Origin of the sequence: Methylomonas koyamae, assembly GCF_001644025.1 — a bacterium.
In the GTDB taxonomy this organism is placed as follows: Bacteria; Pseudomonadota; Gammaproteobacteria; order Methylococcales; family Methylomonadaceae; genus Methylomonas; species Methylomonas koyamae_A.
This window is the reverse complement of the sequence record NZ_LUUK01000179.1, coordinates 67,464-87,174: the sequence shown is the minus strand read 5'-3', so window position 1 is coordinate 87,174 and position 19,711 is coordinate 67,464. Positions and strand designations below refer to the sequence as shown.

Genomic DNA, 19,711 nt, shown 5'->3' with positions numbered 1-19,711 from the left:
ATAAATAAAGCATGGAACAAGAACAAGAAGAATTAGAACAAACTCCCCAAAAGCACAACGTTACGCAGGAAGAAGTATTACAAGCGGCGTTGAAATTGTTTGCCAAGAACGGGTATTTCAATACGTCGCTGACCGACTTGAAGGATGCGCTCGGCTTGAAAACCAATACCGGTATCAATCAGCATTTCAAGACCAAGCAAGCTATCGCTCAAGCCTTGCACGAGCAAATCTTCGACAGCTTGAGCATTTCGGTGGACGACATCCGTCGGCGCAACCGCAAGGCCGCCGAACAATTGCGCGAGGTCGTCGATCTGTTGTTTAAACTGACCGACGATGCGCCGGAGATCGTCCAATTCCTGTTGTTCGTCAAGAGCGAGGAGTTTTTGGCCGAGCCCAAGCCGCTGCTGGAGACCGCCGCGTTCAACAAGATCAAGCGTATCTTTCAAAACGGCGTGCGCGACGGCGAAATCCGCGCCATCGATCCTTTATTGGCCTACACTTATTTCTTCGGCATCATCAACCAAATGCTGGCCATGGTGCTGAACGGCAGTCTGCCCAAATCGGCCGAGAGTTATCTGGCGCAAGCCTGGATAACCGCGTGGGGCGCTATCGTCAAAAAATAATTTTGGTGCTATCGGCCGCGATTAGGCGGCGGAACAGGAGTCAGTGTATATGCTAAAAAACGTCAAAATCGGCATGATTGGTTTGGGTTATGTGGGATTGCCGCTGGCTGTGGAGTTTGGCCATAAATACCCGACCGTCGGTTTCGATATCAATCGCAACCGGGTCGAGGAACTGAGGTCCGGCCACGATCACACGCTGGAAGTTAGTGAAGAGGAACTGGCGCAAGCCATTCATTTGAGTTATACCGCCGATTTGTCGGACATCGCCGACTGCAATTTTTACATCGTCACGGTGCCGACGCCGATCAACGAACATAAGCAGCCCGATTTCACGCCGCTGCAAAAAGCCAGCGAAACATTGGGCAAAGTGATCAAGTCCGGCGACATCGTCATCTACGAATCCACCGTCTATCCCGGCGCGACCGAGGAAGTTTGCGTGCCGATTCTTGAGCGCGGTTCCGGTTTGACATTCAATAAGGATTTTTTTGTCGGCTACAGTCCCGAACGGATCAACCCCGGCGACAAGCAGCACCGGGTTACCAATATCCTGAAAGTGACTTCCGGTTCGACGCCGGAAGTCGCCGAAAAAGTCGATCAACTCTATAAAAGCATCATTACCGCCGGCACCCACAAAGCCAGCTGTATCAAGGTGGCCGAGGCGGCGAAAGTCATCGAGAACACCCAGCGCGACGTCAACATCGCGTTGATCAACGAGTTGGCGCTGATTTTCAACCGTTTAGGCATCGACACCGAGGAAGTTCTGATCGCGGCCGGCACCAAATGGAATTTTCTGCCGTTCCGGCCCGGCTTGGTCGGCGGGCATTGCATCGGAGTCGATCCTTATTATCTGACCCATAAGGCGCAGGCGATCGGTTACAACCCGGAAGTGATTCTGTCCGGTCGGCGCATCAACGACGGCATGGGCGTTTACGTGGTGTCGCAACTGGTTAAGCTGATGCTGAAAAAACGTTTCCACGTGCAGCAAGCCAATGTGTTGATACTCGGCTTGACTTTCAAGGAAAACTGCCCGGACATCCGCAACACCCGCGTCGTTGACATCGTCGCCGAACTGGACACCTACGGCGTCAACGTCGATATCTATGATCCATGGGTGAACCCCGACGAAGCCGTCCACGAATACGGCATTCGGCCAATAGCCCAGCCGGAAGCCGGCAAATACGAAGCCATCATCCTGGCGGTGGCCCACGACGAATTCAGAAACATGGCTATCGCCGACATTCGGGCCTTGGGCAAGCCGGACGCGGTGGTTTACGATTTGAAATATCTGTTCCCGGCCGATCAGACCGACGCGAGACTGTAAGCGATGAAAATCATGGTGACCGGCACCGCCGGATTTATAGGTAACCAACTTGCGTTTAAATTACTTGAACGAGGCGATGAGGTTATTGGCGTTGACAATCTCAACGACTATTATGACGTCAACTTGAAAATAAGTCGGCTAGCGAGAATTAAAGATCATCCAAATTTTACCGATGTGAGGCTTGATATAGCCGACCGCGCAGGTGTAGAAGGCTTGTTCGAACACCACCGGCCGCAAAGAGTGGTGAATTTGGCCGCACAGGCTGGCGTACGCTATTCGCTGCAAAATCCGCATGCCTACATGGATAGCAATATCGTCGGTTTCATCAACATCCTGGAAGGCTGCCGTCATCATGGCGTCGAGCATTTGGTCTATGCCTCCAGCAGTTCGGTGTACGGCGCCAACGAAGCCATGCCGTTTTCGGTACACGATAACGTTGACCATCCGCTCAGCTTGTACGCTGCTTCCAAGAAGGCTAACGAGTTGATGGCGCACACCTACAGCAATCTCTACAACTTGCCGACTACCGGACTGCGCTTTTTTACCGTCTACGGCCCGTGGGGCCGTCCGGACATGGCCTTGTTTTTGTTTACCAAGGCGATATTAGCCGGCGAAAAAATCGACGTGTTCAACTACGGCAAGCACCGCCGCGATTTTACCTATATCGACGACATCGTCGAAGGCGTGATTCGGACGCTGGATCATACCGCCGAGCCCAATCCGGACTGGAGCGGCGCCAAACCCGATCCCGGCACCAGTCGCGCGCCGTGGCGGGTCTACAATATCGGCAACCAAAGCCCGGTGGAATTGATGGCCTACATCGAAACCCTGGAGCGTTTTCTCGGTAAAACCGCCGAGAAAAACCTGTTGCCGCTGCAACCCGGCGACGTACCGGATACCTATGCCGATGTCGAAGCCTTGGTCGAGGATGTTGGCTATAAGCCCAGTACCACGATACAAGAGGGCATAGAGCGTTTCGTGACCTGGTATCGCGAGTATTACCGGGTTTAAGTCTGTTATCGGCGATTGCTAAATTTGCCAGGAGCGGCTTCTGCCGCCAATGGCGTCCCGCTCGGTGCGATGGCTTTCGCACTGAGGCTTTCATCGCACATTCAACAACTCCGATTGCCGAAATTAGTGATTCAGCCGGTTAACGCTGAATCATTGGCCCGTTCCCTTCGACTCCGCTCAGGGAGCGGGTGGATGGTCCTTTTGCTCCGCTTAGGGAACAGGTACACGGTACATTTGCTTTGTTCAGGGAGCGGGTGGGCGGTACTTTTGCTTTGCTCAGGGAACGGGTGGGCGGTACTTTGCTCCGTTCAGGGAACGGGTGAGTGCTGCTCTTGCTCCGCTTAGGGAAGGTGCTGAACGATGGGTTGGTTCCGCTCAGCGAACCTGTTTGAGGCTTTTCGGCTCCGCTCCCGAGGCGTGCAGGGCGTTCCCTGAGCGGAGCCGAAGGGAACGTTTTCCGGCGGAGGAATCCATTTAAACCGCATCGTTCCGGAAAAATCAGCAACATCGTCCGTTTCCTCCCCATCTTGCTCAGCCCTTCCAAAATAAGCCCGGCAAGAAGAATTCCGCCACTACCAGAGGTTGCTGATGGATCGCGTAGACGGTGCGGCGCCCCCAAACCGGCTCGCGCAATTCTACGGCCTCGGCTAAGGCCGGCGACCAGTTCGACGCGGGCGCGCGGCTGAATTGGCGTTGCCGCCGCTCCAGATCCGGATAGGCAAAAATCACTTCTCCCAGAGGCCGGTTACCCAAGTGGGACAGATTGCGATGCGCAATTTCTATGGTGCGTTCCGGCAAAATCGTCCGCGCCAATACCAACGGTCGGCCGGCGGCATGCAGCATCACCTCTCTGACCAATTGATAACGTGCGGTCGGCAGGCCGAGCAAACGGCATTCGTCGATGAAGGCCGGCCGCCAGCGGTTGAACAACACCGAAACCCCAAAATCCTGCCCGTAAATCCCGCGCAGACGTTTGGTCAACGAGTCGGTTTCGTCGAGCCAGGACTGCAAATCGATAGGGAGACGGTGTTGATCGGCGGATTTCCGCGCTAGCCACAGCGGTGCTTTGACGAACAAACGACTGTTATTGGCCAACGGTGGCCTCTTGAACTAATGCGATGTGGGCAATCATGCGGATGGAAAGTGCGACGGTGGTCGAAAAGCGTATTTTAACACCGCCGACGCGGCGTTCTCGGTTGAATCCGGAATGATAGGTTCTTCATGTGTCATATGCCTCGGGGCTGCGGCATATGACACAGTTTTGAACTGGCCGACCTTGCCGCTGGCCGAAGATTCGTGGCGTTTAACGGCGGCCCGCGAATTGCTTACCCTCTAGTCCAGTCCCGTTTGCGGTCAATTCCAAGTTCAGATTATGAGCAGCATAGCGGTCGATGTCGGCGATTTGTTTCGCGATCATCGGCAATCCTTGATTCACTCAATCTTCTCGATCGTCGGTTGCCCGCAGACCGCCGAGGACTTGGCGCAGGAAGCGTATTTGAAGTTGCTCCAGACCGCGCAATCCCAGGATATTCATTTTCCCAGGCCGTTTTTGTACCAGATCGGCCGTAATCTGGCCTTGGACCATCTGCGCAAGCAGCAGGTGCGCCAAGCCGGCGTCGAGCGCGACCGCGATGACGATGGCGAGGACGACCTGCTGGCGCGATTGCCGGCCGGCGCGCCAACGCCGGACCGGCAAGTCGAAGACCAGCAACAGGTCGCGTTATTGATGAAAGCGCTGGAGGGCCTGTCGGAACGGCGCCGGCAAATTCTGGTGATGCACAAGTTCCACCACTGGCCCTACGAACGCATTGCCCGGCATTTCGGTATTTCCCGCAGCGCGGTCGAGAAAAACGTCCAGGTTGCGTTAGCGCATTTGTTGGCCGCGCAAATGAACGGTACCGACTGAGCCGTGCATGCATGCCGACCCGCTAAGCTGATACTATCCGTCGTCACTTCCGCCCAATCGTCGATGTCCACCGCAACCGATTCTTCATTTCCACCCGAGCTGTCCGCCCTTGACCGCGAGGCCTTGGCCTGGCTGACTCGCCTGAGCGGCGAACCGGCCGACGCCAGCGCGCGCCGGGATTTTGCTGATTGGTTGCAGCTATCGCCGGAACACCGGCAGGCTTACGAACGCGCCGAAGCGCTGTGGCACTCGTCGGCCTTGACCGTCGCGCTAGGGCAGTACGCGGCGATTCCGTTGCCGATGCCGGTCAAGCGCTTTACGGCCGGTTGGGCGGCCGCGGCCGGTGTGATGCTGACCTGCGGCTGGCTGGCGTTCGCCGCCGGCTGGATAGACGTACTGCGCGCGGATGTTGCCACCGCGGCCGGCAAACAGCGCCGGGAAATACTCTCCGACGGTTCCGCGCTGATTTTAAATACCGACAGCGCGGTGACGCTCGACTACACCGACGGCCGGCGCGGCGTGACCTTGTTGAAAGGGGAGGCATATTTCGAAGTACAACCGGACAAAGCCCGGCCCTTCGTGGTGCGCGCCGAGCAAGGCACGGTCAGTGTGGTTGGAACCCGTTTCAGCGTGCGCGACGGCGCGACCACGTCGGTCGACGTCGAAAGCGGCGTGGTCGTTTGCAGCGCCGAACGCGGCGAAAGCCGGACCGTACGGGCCGGTCAGCATAGCGACATTTCGGCGGCCGGCGTATCGGAACCGGCGGCCAGCGATGCGGAGCAACGCTTTGCCTGGCTGAAGGGGCGCTTGATTTTCAAGGATAAATCGCTCGCCGATGTCATCGCCGAACTGGACCGCTACCATCCTGGTGCCATCGTCGTCGCCGACGCCGACCTCGGGCAAATCCGGATCACCGGCAACTACAAATTACAGGACACCGCCGCGCTGGTCCGGACGCTGGCCGACATCGCCGGCGCCAAAGTCTACGGTTTGGACGGGTACCTGACGGTGTTAAAACGCTAAGGCATAGGCTGTCCCGCCAAAAATCGTATTTGCCCGGAGCATGCGTCTTCGCATGGTCATTCGGCTCGGTCCTCGGCATTTGGGCTTCTCCCGACCGAGCCGAACTGTGCCTTCGGCAAAAGCGGCAAAAATATTTTATCTGGCAAGTGTGTGATCCGCTTTCCGGTACGTCTCGGTAACCATGCGCCGAATTGGCGCCGTCTACGTTACCAACGATACCGGAGAGATCATGATCGAAAAGTCCACTGAAATCCGCCATTCTCAAGGTTCGCGCGGCTTGAGCGCGGCCATCGCGCTGACCCTCGGCGGCATGTTGACGCTATCGCCGTTTCAATCCGGCCATACCGAACCGGCCAGCCAAACCGACGCCGTCCGCCATTTCCAGATCCCCGCGCAAGCGCTGGAAGACGCGCTGAACGCATTCATCGAGGCCAGCGACTGGCAAGTGGGTTTTCCGGCAGGTTTGGCGAAAAACGCGCGCTCCAATGTAGTCAATGGCGACTACTTGCCGCAACAGGCGTTGGAGATATTGTTGAGAGGGACTGGACTGAGTTATCGCTTAACCGGCCGAAATAGCGTGACCTTACAAACAGCGCCAAGCTCACGCTCCACGGATTTAACGACCATGTCCGCCGTGATGGTGTCCGGCAAAAGACAATACGACGCCACCGACCCATTCAACAAGGATTACTCGGTACCCAACACCTCATTCGCGACCAAAACCGACACGCCGATCATGGAGACGCCGCTCAACGTCCAGGTGATTCCGAAAGCGGTGTTGGATGATAATCAAGCGATAAAAATCGATCAGGCCGTCAAATACGTTAGCGGCGTGACCACCGGTCAGGCGGCGGGCGGTTTGACGGACCAAGTGACCATACGCGGCTTCTATAACTACAACTTGTTTCGCAACGGCTTTCGTATCGACGCATCCGGCCCGGAAGGCACGCGAAACATGGCGAACGTGCAAAGTCTGGAAGTACTGAAAGGCCCCGCCGCGATGTTGTACGGCCGCGTCGAGCCCGGCGGCATGCTCAATATCGTCACAAAAAAACCGCTGGATACCGCGTATTACGCGTTCCAGCAGCAATTCGGTTCGTTTGATTTGTTCCGCTCCAGCCTCGACGCCACCGGACCGGTGACCGACAATAAAGATTTGCTGTACCGAATGAACCTCGCCTTCGAAAAAAGCGGTTCGTTTCGGGAAAACGTCGATTACGACAAACTGTTCGTTGCGCCGGTACTGCAATGGAATATCAGTCCAGCTACGACCGCGCTGTTAGAGCTGGAGTACCGTAAGGAAAACAATGTGTACGATCTGCATGCCCGACCGTTAATTATCGACGGCACCAGGGCGGACGGCTCCTGGATCAATCCGCGTTTGGCGGACATTCCGCGCGAACGGAATTTGATGGAGGACAACCGCAACCATGTCGAAGACAAGCTGATCGGCTTGAATCTTACTCATAAATTTAACGACGATTGGGTATTGACCGAGCAGTTGAATATCCAGTTGTTGGATCGAGACCGCGTGGTGATGTTACCCGGCACGCTGCAAGCCGACCAGCGCACGTTGAACAGACGCTTACTCACCAGCGACTTTTTCACAAACGATAGCTATTTCACGACCACCAATTTGACCGGCCATTTCGATACCGGATTTCTAAAACACACCTTGTTGATTGGCGGCGATTATTATTTGCAAGACATCAATTCCGTCGGTTACAGCAGCACGGCCGCGAGCACCATCGACATTTACAACCCCGTCCATACCGGCAATCCGCCCATCGACCCAACGACGCGCGCCAGCCAGTCGTTTCATACCCAAACCGACTTTTACGGGATTTATCTGCAAGATCAAATCAAACTGCCTTATAACGTCCACGTCATGGGCGGATTTCGCTATCAGAATGTGGAGCAGTATGACGTGCTCGCCGGAACCGTCGGCCAGAAAGCCGATGCGGTGACGCCGCAGGTGGGGGTTCTTTGGCAACCTATTAACTGGCTGAGCCTCTATGGAAACTACGTCGAAAACTTTGGCGTCACCAATGGCAATTTAACCAGCGATAAATCGTTTTTGCCGCCGGAAACCGCGGAACAGTGGGAGGTCGGCTTTAAAACCGCATTTTTCGAAGATCGGTTGACCAGTACGGTCGCCTATTATCAATTGACCAAGCGGAACATCGCGACCACCGATTTACTCAATCCGAGCTTCGCGGTTGCGACTGGCGAAGCGCAAAGCCGAGGCGTTGAGGTGGATGTCAAAGGCGAAATTTTGCCGGGATGGAACGCTATCGCCACTTATGCATACACCGAAACCGAAGTTCTTAAAGAAAACAACCCGAATAACATCAGAGTTGGCGGCGGTTTTCGCGGCATTCCCAAACACACTTCCACGCTGTGGACGACATACGATTTCCAGCAGGAGTCTCTGCGCGGATTCAAGGTTGGGGCGGGTTTGGAGTTGGTCAGCGACAAGAAAGCCACTTTCGACAATCACGACTTTAGTTTTGCCGGTTACGGCGTCATCGATCTATTGGCGGCCTACACGCGGACGGTGGCGAAAACCAATGTCACGTTACAGCTCAACGTGACCAATTTGCTGGATAAGGAGTATGTCCACGACGGATTTGCGATGCCTTTTCAAACCCGTGCAACCTGGGGCACGCCTCGATCTTTCATGGGTTCGGTTAAGGTCGAGTTCTAATCGGGAACCGGTATAGGAGGGTGCGCGAAGCGCATGTTCACACGCCGTGTCGTATTTTTCAGTCATTGACGTTTATGAAAATCGCCATGAAACCAGCATCCGAGAATTACTCGCGAATGGCTGAGCTTGCTTCGTCGGCAGTTTCCGCCCGCCGTTTAAACGCGCTCAAAGCCCGTCGGAAACGCTGGCTGGCGTTTCATCTTTATCTCGGCTTGAGCGCGGGATTGTTGCTGGCCGTTGTCGGTCTGACCGGCGGCATCCTGGTGTTCTACCAGGAACTGCAGGAGATTTTGAACCCGGAGTTGTCGGTCGTATCCTTACCGGCCGAGGGGCGGCGCAATTTACGCCCATTGGATGACATAGTCGCGGCGGCCGAAAACGCTAAACCGGCGGGCAGCCACTTTTTTAAAGTGTACTACCCACGCAAAGCCGATATTGCCTATAAATTTTTATATTTTGTCCGGGAACAAACCCCGTCAGGCAAGGGCGACGGCTATTACATTTTCGTCGATCCTTACACCGCGCGAGTTCAGGGCTTACAACTCTGGCATCCGAAAGATCGATACTGGGGTCGGCCCTTGGTCAGTTTCATCATGCAACTGCATTGGTGTTTGCTGATGGGCAAAAGCGGCGGCACTATCGTCGCGATTCTCGGCGCATTTTCGATTATTTCGGTATTGACCGGCTTGATCGTCTGGTGGCCGCTTACCGGCAAATTCAGACAAGCACTGACATTTAAAGCCAAGGTGGGCTCGGTCAGGTTTAACTTCGATCTGCATAAAACCGCCGGCTTCTATTTCAGCATCGTGTTATTGCCGGTATTGTTTTCCGGTATTTACATGACCCTGCCTGAGCGAGTAGACGTAGTAGTCAAGCCGTTCTCGACGATGACCCGGCCCAATGCCTACAGCGGTATTCCGGAAACCATAGATAGTGCCACTCCGGTTGAGGGACAAGTGGCGATAAGCTCGTCGCGGGTGGAAGCGATCGTGCAGAAAAGCTACCCTGGCGGCCGGCTGTGGATGTTGAATGCCCCCAAAGACAGAACCGACGTGTTCAGGGTCATGAAGCGCGATGTCGACGAATTAAGCCGCTTTGTCGGCTATCGGGAGATTGCCGTCGATCAATACAGCGGCGAAGTTCTGAAAGTCTACGATTCCGGCACCGGCTCCAACGCCGACGTTTTCTACGATTGGCAATGGCCCTTGCATAGCGGCCATGCCTTCGGTTGGCCGGGGCGGATTCTGGTGTTGTCGAGCGGTTTGGCTTGTCCGGTATTATTCGTTACCGGCGTGATACGCTGGCGCCAAAAACGGCGGGCCAAGCGAACTTTGCGCGCGATGGGTTCGGTAACGTCGGGCCGATGAATGCGGTTTTGATTGGTCCGAGCATCGAAGCGATTTAGCGTGTGGCCAGTCTTCCGTCGCTTGCGTAACTCGTCGACCGCCACCAAAACCGACACGCCGGTCATGGAAACGCCGTTTTCGATACAAGTCGTCCCTAAGCAGGTGTTGGAAGACCGGCAGTCGGTCAGATTGGATAAAGCCCTTGAGAACGTCAGCGGCGTGATTCCGGCCGGCGGCGTCGGCGCGGCCTACGGCCAGCAAAACGGTTGGGTGATTCGCGGCTTCGTGACCCAGGATTACTACCGGGACGGCATGCGGGTGCCCAGCATCCGTATTGCCGACGGTTTTCGCGAGTTGGCGAATATCCAAAAAGTGGAGGTGTTAAAAGGGCCGGCGTCGATTCTGTACGGGCGGATGGAGCCCGGCGGCATCGTTAATCTAGTCACCAAAAAAACCTTGGACGAACCGCATACCGCCGTCGCGCAGCAGTTTGGTTCCTACGGCTTTTATCGCACTACAATCGATTCGACCGGGCCGATCACCGACGACAAGTCGCTGTTATACAGGGTCAATCTGGCCTACGAGAACAGCGGTTCGTATCGCGATTTTGTCGAACACGAGCGGGTGTTTCTGGCGCCGAATCTACGTTGGAATATTTCCGATCGAACCAGTTTGGATCTACATCTGGAATACCAGCGCAGCAACAATGCCACCGACTACGGATTTCTGGCTCCGAATAACAATAATCGACCGTTCGCGTTGCGAAATTCCTTGAACTTGTCCGGACCCAATAACAATCTGGATTCGGAACGCATCAGTTTTGGGTTCGACCGGTCGCACGCTTTTAACGACCATTGGAAAATCAATCACCGTTTCGACATCTCGTATTTGCCGCTCAGCGATTTGAATCCGCAGTTCGTGCCGATCGGCAGCCGCCAAGGACGTACACTTTGCCGATCCTAATCGGCCGTTACAGTCGTATACGCCGGTGTCCAACGCCGAAACCGCCGTCAAACCCCGCTTCGGCATTGTCTGGCAACCGTTCAACGAGTTGAGCGTCTACGGCAATTACGTCGAGAACTTCGGTTTGAGCCAAGGCCACAATGCCAATCAGCAACCCTTGCCGGCCTTGACCGCGCAACAATACGAAGCCGGCGTCAAAACCGAATGGTTCGACGGCAAACTGACCGGATCGTTGGCCTGGTTCGAGATTACCAAGCAAAACCTGCCGATACCGGATACCAGTCCGCTGGGCTTGTTGAACGGCGCGATGGTGGCAATCGGCGAAGTCCGCAGTCGCGGCGTGGAACTGGATCTGGCCGGCGAGATATTGCCGGGTTGGCGGGTGATCGGCAATTACGCTTACGTCGATGCCCGAGTCATCAACGACAGCGACAGCTCAGGCGGTACCGGCAACGTAGGCCACCGCTTACCCAACGTGCCGCGCAACGCCGCCTCGCTTTGGAATACCTACGAATTGCAGGACACGGCTCTGCGCGGCTTGAAATTCGGCGCGGGCGTGGTGATGCGGGATCAGCGCGAAGGTGATTTGACCAATGATATTCAATTGCCGGGTTACGCGACCGTGGACTTGATGGCCAGCTAGGGCTTCAAAGTCGGAAAAACCAAGTTGACCACCCAAATCAACGTCTACAACATATTGGACAAGGGCTATTACGAAAGTACCAATGGCGCTTTATCGCTGGTGCCTATTGGTTACGGCATCATGCCAGGCGCGCCGACGACGGTGATGGGCATGGTCAAGGTGGAGTTTTAAACCACCACCCCGCCGGCCTGATACGTTTGTGTTTGGCGCAAGGAGCAAGCTATATAGTGTCGAAGTCGCTCTTTTATTCAGATTTAAGCAACGCCGTCATGCCCGCCGGGATGCGGGCATCCAGTGCCATGGATGGCAAGCTTCGATCCGTCAGTGGAGTCTGGATTTTTCGGCAATCCCTGCCGAAATGACGAGCACTACCGAGAATCTGACAAGCTAGAATTAACCACTACCGGTTTCTCCTCTAGGCGCAATGCAGCTCTTTCCCATAGAATACGCGTGGTAATTTAACCGAAGGGGCGATGGCCCTCCGTAACGCGTGCCGGGAGGCGGGATGAACGAAGACGATTGCTTGGGTTTTTTCGCCGCGCAGAGCGAGGCGTTTGCCGATACATTGGCGGCGCGGCGCGGCCGCCCGGATTTGATCGACGGCCTATTGTCCCAGGCCTTCAGTAGCTTTGACGGTAACGTCGCCGAAGAAACCGAAGGCCATCCGCCCATCGCTTGCGACAAGGGCTGCGCCACCTGTTGCACGTTGCGGGTCACCGCGACCGCGCCGGAGGTATTGTTGATCGCACGCTACATTCGCTGGACCGCGAGCCAGAACAGCGAATTAGGTCTGGCCGATCTGCTCGCCAAGGCCGATCGTCAAACCGCCGGATTGGACGAAGCGGCGCGGGTTAAGTTGCGGCGGGCTTGCCCGTTCATTCGGCGCGGTGCTTGCGCGATTTATCAAGTGCGGCCATTGGCCTGTCGCGGACACGCTTCCTACGACCGGCAAGCTTGCGTCGATGCATTTGCCGGTCGCGCCGATCGGGTGCCGATTTCCGAGCCGCACCGCACTTTCCGCGGTTTGATTCAAAACGCGATGCAATCGGCGTTGCGCGATGCCGGTTACGCCTGGGAGTTATACGAGTTGAACCGCGCGGTGATGATGGCGCTGGGTGATGCGGATAGCCAAGCGGCGTGGCTGGTGGGTGAAGACGTATTTTTTCCGGCCGCGACTGGCGACGTGGGGCGCGAGGAAATGGCGCGCACTTTCGATACGCTGAAGTTGCTGGCCTGAGTCTGGCCTGTTGGGCGCTAGTTACGATCGCTCGGCGCCGGCCGATGCCGGCGGCAGCGGATTTAAAGCGGCGTGGGAGTTGGCGACTATACCTTTTGTATTTCAGATTGAGGCCCATCCGCTCCGTCAACCTCGGGGTGCGGGAAAAGACTCTGAAACTTGAAGTGCGATGACGACAGTACGGTGTTACTTACGAATACAACGAGATTCCCCAATGAATGCCCTTGATGAATCCTTAACTGAAGCGCACATCGCCGATTTGGTGCGGCGTTTTTACGGAAAGGCCGCCGCTGACCCGGAACTGCAGGCGATATTCGACGCCGCCATCGACGACTGGGACGCGCACCATCGCATCGTCGAAAACTTTTGGTCGCATGCCTTGTTGCAGACCGATCGTTACCACGGTACGCCTTACCCGGTGCACGCCCGTTTACGCTTGAAGCTGGAACACTTCGATCGCTGGCTGGCGCTGTTCAGGGAAACCGCTGTCGAAGCGTTGCCGGCTGAAGCGGCCGGCCGGGCCATCGCCAAAGCGGAACAGATGGCGGAAGGTTTTAAACACGGCATGTTTTTCGATTACAACCCAGTCAAGTCGTGCTAGCCTGGGTTCTTCGCCCGGAAATCACCCCTTTCCACCCTTTAAAACCGATCAGCGGAGACCGCTTTAGGTCTCCGTGTATAAAACCTTTGCATTACAGTGCTTAAGTTTTCTATAATCGGCGGCTTTTTAGGGCATTTTGTCCTATCCCTTGCTTCATCGCCAATCCACGGCGGGAGGCTGTTTAAACCGTAAGGAGAAATCATGCGTCATTACGAAATTGTCTTCTTAGTCCATCCTGACCAAAGTGCTCAGGTGCCGGCTATGGTAGAGCGTTACAAATCCACCGTCGAAGAGGCGGGCGGAAAAGTCCACCGACTGGAAGATTGGGGCCGTAGACATTTGGCCTACCCGATCAAAAAAATCCACAAAGCCCATTACGTGCTGATGAATATCGAATGCGGCCAAGCCACGCTCGAAGAACTGGAAGCCGGTTTCCGTTTTAACGATGCCATCCTGCGCAGCCAGACCCTGGCGCAAAAAGAAGCCGTGACCGCGCCTTCCGCGATTGCCACCAGCGGCGGCGACGGCCAAAAATCCGGCGGCCGCGGCAAGGACGAAGTCGAGGAAGAGCAGGAAGAGCCAGAAGCACCCGCTGTGGAAGAAACCGAAGCGGCAGCGACCGATTCCGAATAATTTATCGAGAGTAATAACATGGCACGTAACAATATCAGACGTAAAAAGGGTTGCCGTTTCAGCGGCGAAGACGCAATCGTCATCGATTACAAAGATCTCGATCTGCTCAGCGAATACATTACCGAGACCGGCAAGATTATCCCAAGCCGCATCACCGGTACCAGCGCGAAATATCAACGGCAACTGACCTCGGCGATCAAACAGGCTCGCTTCCTGGCGTTGCTGCCGTTCTGCGACGCGCATAAATAATTGACGCCGGGGAGGGCGGCGTGCGGTTTTTAGCGACTTTCATCATGAAAGGACGGATGTCGGCAATGACGGTGGCATCCACCGCCGCGTTGCTATCGCTGCCTTTTCCTCCGGCAAGTATTGTAAGTTCGGCCTCGGTGGCTTTGGTCACGTTGCGGCGAGGCGCCAGCGAAGGTTTGTACGTACTGATTTGCGCCTGTCTGGCAGCCGGCTTATTGAGCTTGGTGTTGCTGGGCGGTTACCAATTCGCACTGTTGTACGGCTTAGTGTTGTGGTTGCCGGTCTGGCTGATTGCCATTGTGCTGCGGGAAGGCCGGTTACTCAGCGTGGCGGTTGAAACGGCGGTGGGTCTGGGTATTTTGGCGGTAATCGCCGTGTATTTGTTTTTGAGCGAGCCCGCCGGTTTATGGCGCGGCGTGCTCGAATTGCTGATACAACCCATGTTGGCCGCCAAACCGGATATTCCAGCGGTTAATGTAAAAGAGGCGGCGGATAAGTTTGCGCATTATATGACAGGCGTCATCGCGGCCGGCAGCATTTACGGTCTGTTGCTGGGCTTGTTTTTGGCGCGCTGGTGGCAAGCCTTGTTGTATAACCCCGGCGGCTTTCGTAGCGAGTTCATCGCTCTTGCCGGACACCGGCCGCTGGCTTTCGCAACCTTGGCCCTGCTGGGTTTCGCCTCGGTCACGTCCGGGCTTGCCTCCGAGCTAAGCTGGAACGTATTGCTGGTGTTGTTCGCGTTGTACACGACGATAGGCACGGCCTTGCTGCATGCGGTATTCGCCGCCGGTAACTGGGCGCGTTTCATGGTGCCGCTGTTATATATCACGCTGGTTGCCGTTCCGCATGTCATGGCGTTAATCGCGCTTTGCGGCGTCGTCGATCCTTGGCTGGACTTACGTAATAAATTCAAATCCAACGGGGCCTCGAGCTCCTAATTTTCGACCGATGGTCGATACGAGGTAATTAAGATGGAAGTCATTCTTCTGGAAAAAACCGCCAACTTGGGCAACCTGGGCGACAAAGTCAGCATCAAGGCTGGCTATGGCAGAAATTACTTGATTCCGCAAGGCAAGGCCGTATTGGCCACGCCGGCGAAAATCAAGGAATTCGAAGAACGCCGCGCCGAACTGGAAAAACAAGCCGCCGACAAGTTGGCCGCTGCTACCGCTCGCGGCGAAGCCTTGAGCAAATTGAGCATTGTCATCGCTCACAAAACCGGCGACGAAGGCCGTCTGTTCGGTTCCGTCGGCACCCACAACATTGCAGACGCGGTGACCGCGGCCGGCGTTAAAGTCGAGAAACACGAAGTTCGTTTGCCGAACGGCGTGATTCGCAACATCGGCGAGTACGGCATCGCATTCAACCTGCATGCCGACGTGGTCGTGACCTTGCCGATCAAAGTCGTCGCCGAGTAATCCGGTATGATCGTCGTAACCGGCGGGGCCGGCTTCATCGGCAGCAATCTGGTGCTGGGGCTGAACGCTCGCGGTTACGACGATATTTTGGTGGTCGATCATTTGACCAACGGGGTCAAATATAAAAATCTGGTCGAGTGCCGGATCGCCGACTACCTGGATAGAACTACTTTTCTGGAGCGCCTCCAACAAGGCGCGTTCCGGGCCGAAGCGATAGAGGCGATTTTCCATCAGGGAGCTTGTTCGGCGACGACCGAATGGGACGGCCGTTACATGATGGACAATAACTACGAATACACGAAGACGCTGTTTCATTATTGCCAGAGCCATAAAATCCCGTTCATTTACGCGTCCAGCGCCGCGACCTATGGCGCCGATCCGACGTTCAAGGAAGAATTGGCCTACGAAGGTCCGCTGAACGTCTACGGTTATTCCAAGTTTCAATTCGACCAATACCTGCGCCGGCAAACACAGTTGACCGCCCAGGTCGTCGGGTTGCGTTATTTCAACGTCTACGGTCCGCGCGAAGCCCACAAAGGCAGCATGGCCAGCGTTGCGTTTCATCTGAACAACCAAATCAAACAAGCCGACGCGATCAAGCTATTCGAAGGTTGCGACGGTTACGGTAACGGCGAGCAACGCCGCGACTTCGTTTACGTCGGCGACGTGGTCGACGTCAATCTGTGGTTCCTCGATCATCCGGCGGTTTCCGGTATATTCAATTGCGGTACCGGCCGCAGCCAGACCTTCAACGATGTCGCCAACGCCGTCATCGCCTATCACGGTCGCGGTCGTATCGAATACATTCCCTTCCCCGAGCACCTAAAAGGTTGCTATCAGAGCTTTACCGAAGCCAATCTCGATAAATTGCGCGCCAGCGGTTGCGACCTGCGGTTTAAAACCGTCGAAGAAGGCGTGCGTTTATATATGCAATGGCTGAACAGCTAAGATAAAAACGCTGCAACAACCTCTGCGAAAACCCCATACACCCCTTCGTAACAGGACGCCGCAACTGGTTGTTCTGCGACACGGTGGCCGGTGCTCAGGCCAGCGCCAATCTCTATTCGCTCATCGAAACCTGCAAAGCCAACCGCATCGATCCCTACAGCTATTTGGTGGAATTGTTCCGTCTGTTGCCGCAGGCCAAAACCGTCGAAGACTTCGACGCCCTGCTACCTTGCAACAGGGCAAGTGTTCGCTGCCAGCTTATTCGATTTCGCTTCCAATTCGGTGGCGTTGAATCGTAAGGCGCCACCTTCTCCGGCGGCGTTGGTAAGGTAATTCCGATTGTCCCAAATGTGCAGCCGGGTCATGCTGTCGGCTAGCGCTTGCGTCGCGATAGGTTTAATCCGCCCCACGCCGTTTGTGCGGGATCGTGTTAACCTGAGATTTTATCCAAACCTAACGGTATGCCACGCATTATCCTGATTCGCCATGGTCGGCCGGCCGTGGCGTTGACCGGCAGGGCCAGGGCTCGCGAGCTGGCCGGCATTGCTCGCGCCTACCAAAACGCCGACATCGTCGATACGCCGCCGCCGGCAACGATGGCGATCGCGGCCGGCGCGAAGCGGGTAGTTTGCAGCGATTTGCCTCGCGCCCGGCAGTCGGCGCGGGCCTTGGGATTCGACGATCGGCAAGCGGCGGAGGCGGTGTTTCGCGAAGCGGCGTTGCCGCATTTCAGTAGCGGTGCTTTAAAGTTGCCGATCTCGGTTTGGTTGACCTTGTTGCGCTTGGCATGGTTGGCGGGATACGCCCGAAATGGCGAATCCTATCGCAACGCCAGGCACCGCGCGCGGACGGCGGCGCAGCGCTTGATCGGCCTGGCCGCCGAACTTGAGCCGGTCGTCTTGGTGGGGCACGGTGTCATCAACTATTTGATCGCGCGGGAATTACGGGCCCAAGGCTGGAGCGGTCCCGCGAAACCGGACCATGACTTTTGGGCATTCGCGGTATATCAGCGGTCCGGCACCGGTTCGGTCGGCGATTAAGCGGCGTCGGCCAGTTCCGGTATCAGGCGGCGCAGCCGAAAATACGTCGCCAGATAGGTCAGCCAGGCCAGTAACGCGAACAGCGCGCACACCCCAAAAACTGCCGCATAATCGGCGCCGCCGGCCAACAGCGATGCGGCGAGGTTGGGGCCGAAGATTTGGCCTAAGCCTTGCGCGGCGGGAATCAGCGACGAATAGCGGCCGGAGTGATCGGCGTTGGCGATAAAGCCCATTTGATACACGTCGATGAATATCCACAGCCAATTGAACGCCAACAGGCTCAGTGTCATGCTCGCGGTATTCATCCCCAAGCCGAGCAAGCCGACCGCCGCCGCCATCATCATCAACGCCGCCAATAGCGGCCTGGCCAAGCCGAAGCGGTTGCTGATCCGGGTCGCCAGCAAGCAACCCAAAATCCCGGCCAGCGAACCCCACACCAGCAAGCGGCTGATCCAATCCGGGGCGACGCCGGCCGAGCGGGCCGCGAGTTCGATATAGGTCCAATAGCCGCCGATGTTGGTATAGGTCAGCAAGATCGCCAGCAGGCACAGCCAAACCAGGTAGGCCGGCACGCGGCGATGTTCGACGCGGTGGCCTTCGCCATTCTCGACATCGACGGCCACGTCCAACTGGCGGTCCGCGGCGTGGGCGGGCATCCAGTTCAGCCCCGCCAGACCGAGGGCGTAGGCCGCGATGAAACCGGCGTAAATGCCGTTCATCGACAAGTGCGGCAATACCTGCAATTCCAGCGCCTGGGAAAACGCGAACGCGAACAGCATGCGGTTATAGGCCTGGGCCGGCCGCGCGGTGGCGCCCAGATTGGCCACCGCCACCGACGTGTACAAGCCGCTGCCCAAGCCGGCCAGCAGCCGCAGCAGCAGCGTGATCGGATATTGTTGATAACGCAGGCACAAGGCATTGGCGACGATCACGGTCAGCGCGCCCAGCCACACCAGGCGCCGCCGGTTACCCTTGGCAATCAAGGCCGCGCCCAGCGCCGCGCCGGCGGCCAGACCGCCCAAGTCGGCGCTGGACAGCCGGCCGACCTGTTCTTCGGAAAACCCCAGCAAGGCCACGCGCGCGGCACTGATCGCCGGCAAGGCCACCAACACGCCGTAGCCGACCAGCGTCATGTACAGCGAAATCGCGATGGATCGCCGATCGTCGAACGGCGTGCGGACATGATGGAGACGACTGGCGGCGGCGGTCACGGGGATAGGCGAAGCAGACAATAAAACCGCGATTTTACAGGCATCCGGACGCGGGGTGGGCCGGCTTCCGGCAATGTGCCGCAACCCCGCGCCGCCAAGGCCTTCGATTGCCGGTTCGGCCGGCGATTGGTTGAGCCTTGCGTGGATCGTTGACCTCGCCGAAGCGGAAGCCTTTGTGGATGTCGCGCCGCCGGTCTTTCCGATCGATCGACAACGGCGACGGCGCGGCGTCCACAGCAAAATTCATCACGCATCGCCGGTACGGATCGGGCGGCCACCGCGAAACCGGAGCGGACCTGGGTCAAAAACGCCTGGGCTGCGGCGGTCTCCGCGCCCGGATCGACCGCGACCGCTCGCAACAGATCGCAGCGTGGACGGCTTATCCGATCCAGCGATGCCGCGTTAGCGCTCCGTTGAATTTTGCGCCGCCGATGTCGTTGATACCCGGCGTCGAGATTTTTTGCTCGGCGTCGCCCCGGCGATACTCGACGCCGAGTGTTTTTTGTTCGTCGCCGAGCTGGAGATACCCGCTTAGTGCAGAATCAATCCGGTTGCTTCCGCTCATCGGCAGCCGGCGAATCGGACCCACGCGACAGTTTGGCTTCGCGTGTAGGCTAGAGCTAAGGCAAAGACGGTTTCCTCAGCGACGTCTAAGGCGCTCACTGAGTTGAGGTTAGGGCGTTCCCTGAGCGGAGTCGAAGGGAACGAAGGGTTTGGTTTCATTGCGCTTGCCTTATAAATGGTCGGGCCGACCGCGTAGTTCAAGCACCAGCGCGTATTTGACCGGGCCCAGGCGAATGGCCTTTTAACGGTCCCGAGGCTGGATCAATA

Annotated in this window: 23 protein-coding genes and 1 pseudogene; 20 read left to right on the top strand and 4 right to left on the bottom strand. The window is 56.8% G+C overall.

The window, feature by feature from the left end:
• Positions 1-11: 11 nt before the first annotated feature.
• Genes A1355_RS15625 through A1355_RS15615 form a run of 3 tightly spaced genes read left to right on the top strand, consistent with a single transcriptional unit; the run spans position 12 to position 2,955 of the window.
• Positions 12-623 (top strand): TetR/AcrR family transcriptional regulator, encoded by a 612-nt coding sequence (locus A1355_RS15625; RefSeq protein ID WP_064029794.1) that lies wholly within the window; start codon positions 12-14, stop codon positions 621-623.
• A 49-nt stretch (positions 624-672) separates the two neighbouring features.
• Positions 673-1,944, top strand: a complete 1,272-nt coding sequence (tviB, locus tag A1355_RS15620) for a Vi polysaccharide biosynthesis UDP-N-acetylglucosamine C-6 dehydrogenase TviB (RefSeq protein WP_064029793.1) — start codon at positions 673-675, stop codon at positions 1,942-1,944.
• 3 nt (positions 1,945-1,947) lie between these two features.
• Positions 1,948-2,955 carry an NAD-dependent epimerase gene (locus tag A1355_RS15615; RefSeq protein WP_064029791.1) on the top strand — a complete coding sequence of 336 codons (1,008 nt, stop codon included), beginning with the start codon at positions 1,948-1,950 and terminating at the stop codon, positions 2,953-2,955.
• A gap of 531 nt (positions 2,956-3,486) precedes the next feature.
• On the opposite strand, the gene A1355_RS15610 is transcribed toward A1355_RS15615, so the two are convergent.
• A complete protein-coding gene (locus tag A1355_RS15610; protein WP_082885576.1) occupies positions 3,487-4,050 on the bottom strand; it encodes a chorismate--pyruvate lyase family protein in 564 nt (187 codons plus the stop codon).
• 277 nt (positions 4,051-4,327) lie between these two features.
• Here A1355_RS15610 and A1355_RS15605 point away from each other — a divergent pair, with 277 nt between their 5' ends.
• The 17 genes and pseudogenes from A1355_RS15605 to A1355_RS15535 all read left to right on the top strand — a co-directional run bounded on the left by A1355_RS15605 (position 4,328) and on the right by A1355_RS15535 (position 17,669).
• Positions 4,328-4,861, top strand: a complete 534-nt coding sequence (locus tag A1355_RS15605; protein ID WP_064029789.1) for an RNA polymerase sigma factor — start codon at positions 4,328-4,330, stop codon at positions 4,859-4,861.
• Between the two features lie 63 nt (positions 4,862-4,924).
• Complete coding sequence (locus A1355_RS15600) at positions 4,925-5,884, top strand: FecR family protein (protein WP_064029787.1); 960 nt, start codon at positions 4,925-4,927, stop codon at positions 5,882-5,884.
• A gap of 229 nt (positions 5,885-6,113) precedes the next feature.
• Positions 6,114-8,591: a TonB-dependent siderophore receptor gene (locus tag A1355_RS15595; protein ID WP_064029826.1), complete on the top strand. Its 2,478-nt coding sequence runs from the start codon at positions 6,114-6,116 to the stop codon at positions 8,589-8,591.
• Between the two features lie 86 nt (positions 8,592-8,677).
• Complete coding sequence (locus A1355_RS15590) at positions 8,678-9,958, top strand: PepSY-associated TM helix domain-containing protein (RefSeq protein ID WP_197471824.1); 1,281 nt, start codon at positions 8,678-8,680, stop codon at positions 9,956-9,958.
• Between the two features lie 39 nt (positions 9,959-9,997).
• Positions 9,998-10,900, top strand: coding sequence for a TonB-dependent siderophore receptor (locus A1355_RS15585; RefSeq protein WP_157197906.1), 903 nt, complete (start codon positions 9,998-10,000; stop codon positions 10,898-10,900).
• A 25-nt stretch (positions 10,901-10,925) separates the two neighbouring features.
• Positions 10,926-11,543, top strand: a complete 618-nt coding sequence (locus tag A1355_RS15580) for a TonB-dependent siderophore receptor (protein WP_064029784.1) — start codon at positions 10,926-10,928, stop codon at positions 11,541-11,543.
• A 24-nt stretch (positions 11,544-11,567) separates the two neighbouring features.
• Positions 11,568-11,714, top strand: a complete 147-nt coding sequence (locus tag A1355_RS25295; RefSeq protein WP_157197905.1) for a hypothetical protein — start codon at positions 11,568-11,570, stop codon at positions 11,712-11,714.
• 334 nt (positions 11,715-12,048) lie between these two features.
• Complete coding sequence (locus A1355_RS15575) at positions 12,049-12,780, top strand: YkgJ family cysteine cluster protein (protein WP_064029822.1); 732 nt, start codon at positions 12,049-12,051, stop codon at positions 12,778-12,780.
• Positions 12,781-12,994: 214 nt separating this feature from the next.
• Complete coding sequence (locus tag A1355_RS15570) at positions 12,995-13,381, top strand: group III truncated hemoglobin (RefSeq protein ID WP_064029782.1); 387 nt, start codon at positions 12,995-12,997, stop codon at positions 13,379-13,381.
• Positions 13,382-13,582: 201 nt separating this feature from the next.
• Positions 13,583-14,014 (top strand): 30S ribosomal protein S6, encoded by a 432-nt coding sequence (rpsF, locus tag A1355_RS15565; protein WP_064029780.1) that lies wholly within the window; start codon positions 13,583-13,585, stop codon positions 14,012-14,014.
• 18 nt (positions 14,015-14,032) lie between these two features.
• Positions 14,033-14,263, top strand: coding sequence for a 30S ribosomal protein S18 (rpsR, locus tag A1355_RS15560; RefSeq protein ID WP_013818223.1), 231 nt, complete (start codon positions 14,033-14,035; stop codon positions 14,261-14,263).
• 20 nt (positions 14,264-14,283) lie between these two features.
• A complete protein-coding gene (locus A1355_RS15555; protein WP_064029778.1) occupies positions 14,284-15,201 on the top strand; it encodes a hypothetical protein in 918 nt (305 codons plus the stop codon).
• A 33-nt stretch (positions 15,202-15,234) separates the two neighbouring features.
• A complete protein-coding gene (gene rplI, locus A1355_RS15550) occupies positions 15,235-15,681 on the top strand; it encodes a 50S ribosomal protein L9 (protein WP_064029775.1) in 447 nt (148 codons plus the stop codon).
• Positions 15,682-15,687: 6 nt separating this feature from the next.
• A complete protein-coding gene (rfaD, locus tag A1355_RS15545) occupies positions 15,688-16,629 on the top strand; it encodes an ADP-glyceromanno-heptose 6-epimerase (RefSeq protein WP_064029773.1) in 942 nt (313 codons plus the stop codon).
• Between the two features lie 26 nt (positions 16,630-16,655).
• Positions 16,656-16,718, top strand: a pseudogene (locus tag A1355_RS26635) (hypothetical protein); the annotation flags it as partial.
• Positions 16,713-16,928: a transposase domain-containing protein gene (locus A1355_RS15540; RefSeq protein WP_396643640.1), complete on the top strand. Its 216-nt coding sequence runs from the start codon at positions 16,713-16,715 to the stop codon at positions 16,926-16,928. The pseudogene A1355_RS26635 and the gene A1355_RS15540, both read left to right, overlap by 6 nt.
• A gap of 162 nt (positions 16,929-17,090) precedes the next feature.
• Entirely contained in the window at positions 17,091-17,669 is a 579-nt protein-coding gene (locus A1355_RS15535; protein WP_064029768.1) for a histidine phosphatase family protein, read from the top strand.
• Here A1355_RS15535 and A1355_RS15530 read toward each other — a convergent pair.
• The 3 genes from A1355_RS15530 to A1355_RS15520 form a co-directional block, all read right to left on the bottom strand.
• The gene (locus A1355_RS15530; RefSeq protein WP_197471823.1) at positions 17,666-18,901 is read right to left on the bottom strand and encodes an MFS transporter; all 1,236 of its coding nucleotides are present in this window, start codon (positions 18,899-18,901) and stop codon (positions 17,666-17,668) included. The genes A1355_RS15535 and A1355_RS15530 overlap by 4 nt on opposite strands.
• 13 nt (positions 18,902-18,914) lie before the next feature.
• Positions 18,915-19,127 carry a hypothetical protein gene (locus A1355_RS15525; RefSeq protein ID WP_064029764.1) on the bottom strand — a complete coding sequence of 71 codons (213 nt, stop codon included), beginning with the start codon at positions 19,125-19,127 and terminating at the stop codon, positions 18,915-18,917.
• A gap of 132 nt (positions 19,128-19,259) precedes the next feature.
• Positions 19,260-19,445 carry a hypothetical protein gene (locus A1355_RS15520; protein ID WP_064029762.1) on the bottom strand — a complete coding sequence of 62 codons (186 nt, stop codon included), beginning with the start codon at positions 19,443-19,445 and terminating at the stop codon, positions 19,260-19,262.
• Between the last annotated feature and the right edge of the window lie 266 nt (positions 19,446-19,711).

Coding starts and splice junctions, on each gene's coding strand:
- A1355_RS15625 (WP_064029794.1), top strand. CDS start 12: ATGGAACAAGAACAAGAAGAATTAGAACAAACTCCCCAAAAGCACAAC.
- tviB (WP_064029793.1), top strand. CDS start 673: ATGCTAAAAAACGTCAAAATCGGCATGATTGGTTTGGGTTATGTGGGA.
- A1355_RS15615 (WP_064029791.1), top strand. CDS start 1,948: ATGAAAATCATGGTGACCGGCACCGCCGGATTTATAGGTAACCAACTT.
- A1355_RS15605 (WP_064029789.1), top strand. CDS start 4,328: ATGAGCAGCATAGCGGTCGATGTCGGCGATTTGTTTCGCGATCATCGG.
- A1355_RS15600 (WP_064029787.1), top strand. CDS start 4,925: ATGTCCACCGCAACCGATTCTTCATTTCCACCCGAGCTGTCCGCCCTT.
- A1355_RS15595 (WP_064029826.1), top strand. CDS start 6,114: ATGATCGAAAAGTCCACTGAAATCCGCCATTCTCAAGGTTCGCGCGGC.
- A1355_RS15590 (WP_197471824.1), top strand. CDS start 8,678: ATGAAACCAGCATCCGAGAATTACTCGCGAATGGCTGAGCTTGCTTCG.
- A1355_RS15575 (WP_064029822.1), top strand. CDS start 12,049: ATGAACGAAGACGATTGCTTGGGTTTTTTCGCCGCGCAGAGCGAGGCG.
- A1355_RS15570 (WP_064029782.1), top strand. CDS start 12,995: ATGAATGCCCTTGATGAATCCTTAACTGAAGCGCACATCGCCGATTTG.
- rpsF (WP_064029780.1), top strand. CDS start 13,583: ATGCGTCATTACGAAATTGTCTTCTTAGTCCATCCTGACCAAAGTGCT.
- rpsR (WP_013818223.1), top strand. CDS start 14,033: ATGGCACGTAACAATATCAGACGTAAAAAGGGTTGCCGTTTCAGCGGC.
- rplI (WP_064029775.1), top strand. CDS start 15,235: ATGGAAGTCATTCTTCTGGAAAAAACCGCCAACTTGGGCAACCTGGGC.
- rfaD (WP_064029773.1), top strand. CDS start 15,688: ATGATCGTCGTAACCGGCGGGGCCGGCTTCATCGGCAGCAATCTGGTG.
- A1355_RS15535 (WP_064029768.1), top strand. CDS start 17,091: ATGCCACGCATTATCCTGATTCGCCATGGTCGGCCGGCCGTGGCGTTG.
- A1355_RS15525 (WP_064029764.1), bottom strand. CDS start 19,127: ATGAATTTTGCTGTGGACGCCGCGCCGTCGCCGTTGTCGATCGATCGG.
- A1355_RS15520 (WP_064029762.1), bottom strand. CDS start 19,445: ATGAGCGGAAGCAACCGGATTGATTCTGCACTAAGCGGGTATCTCCAG.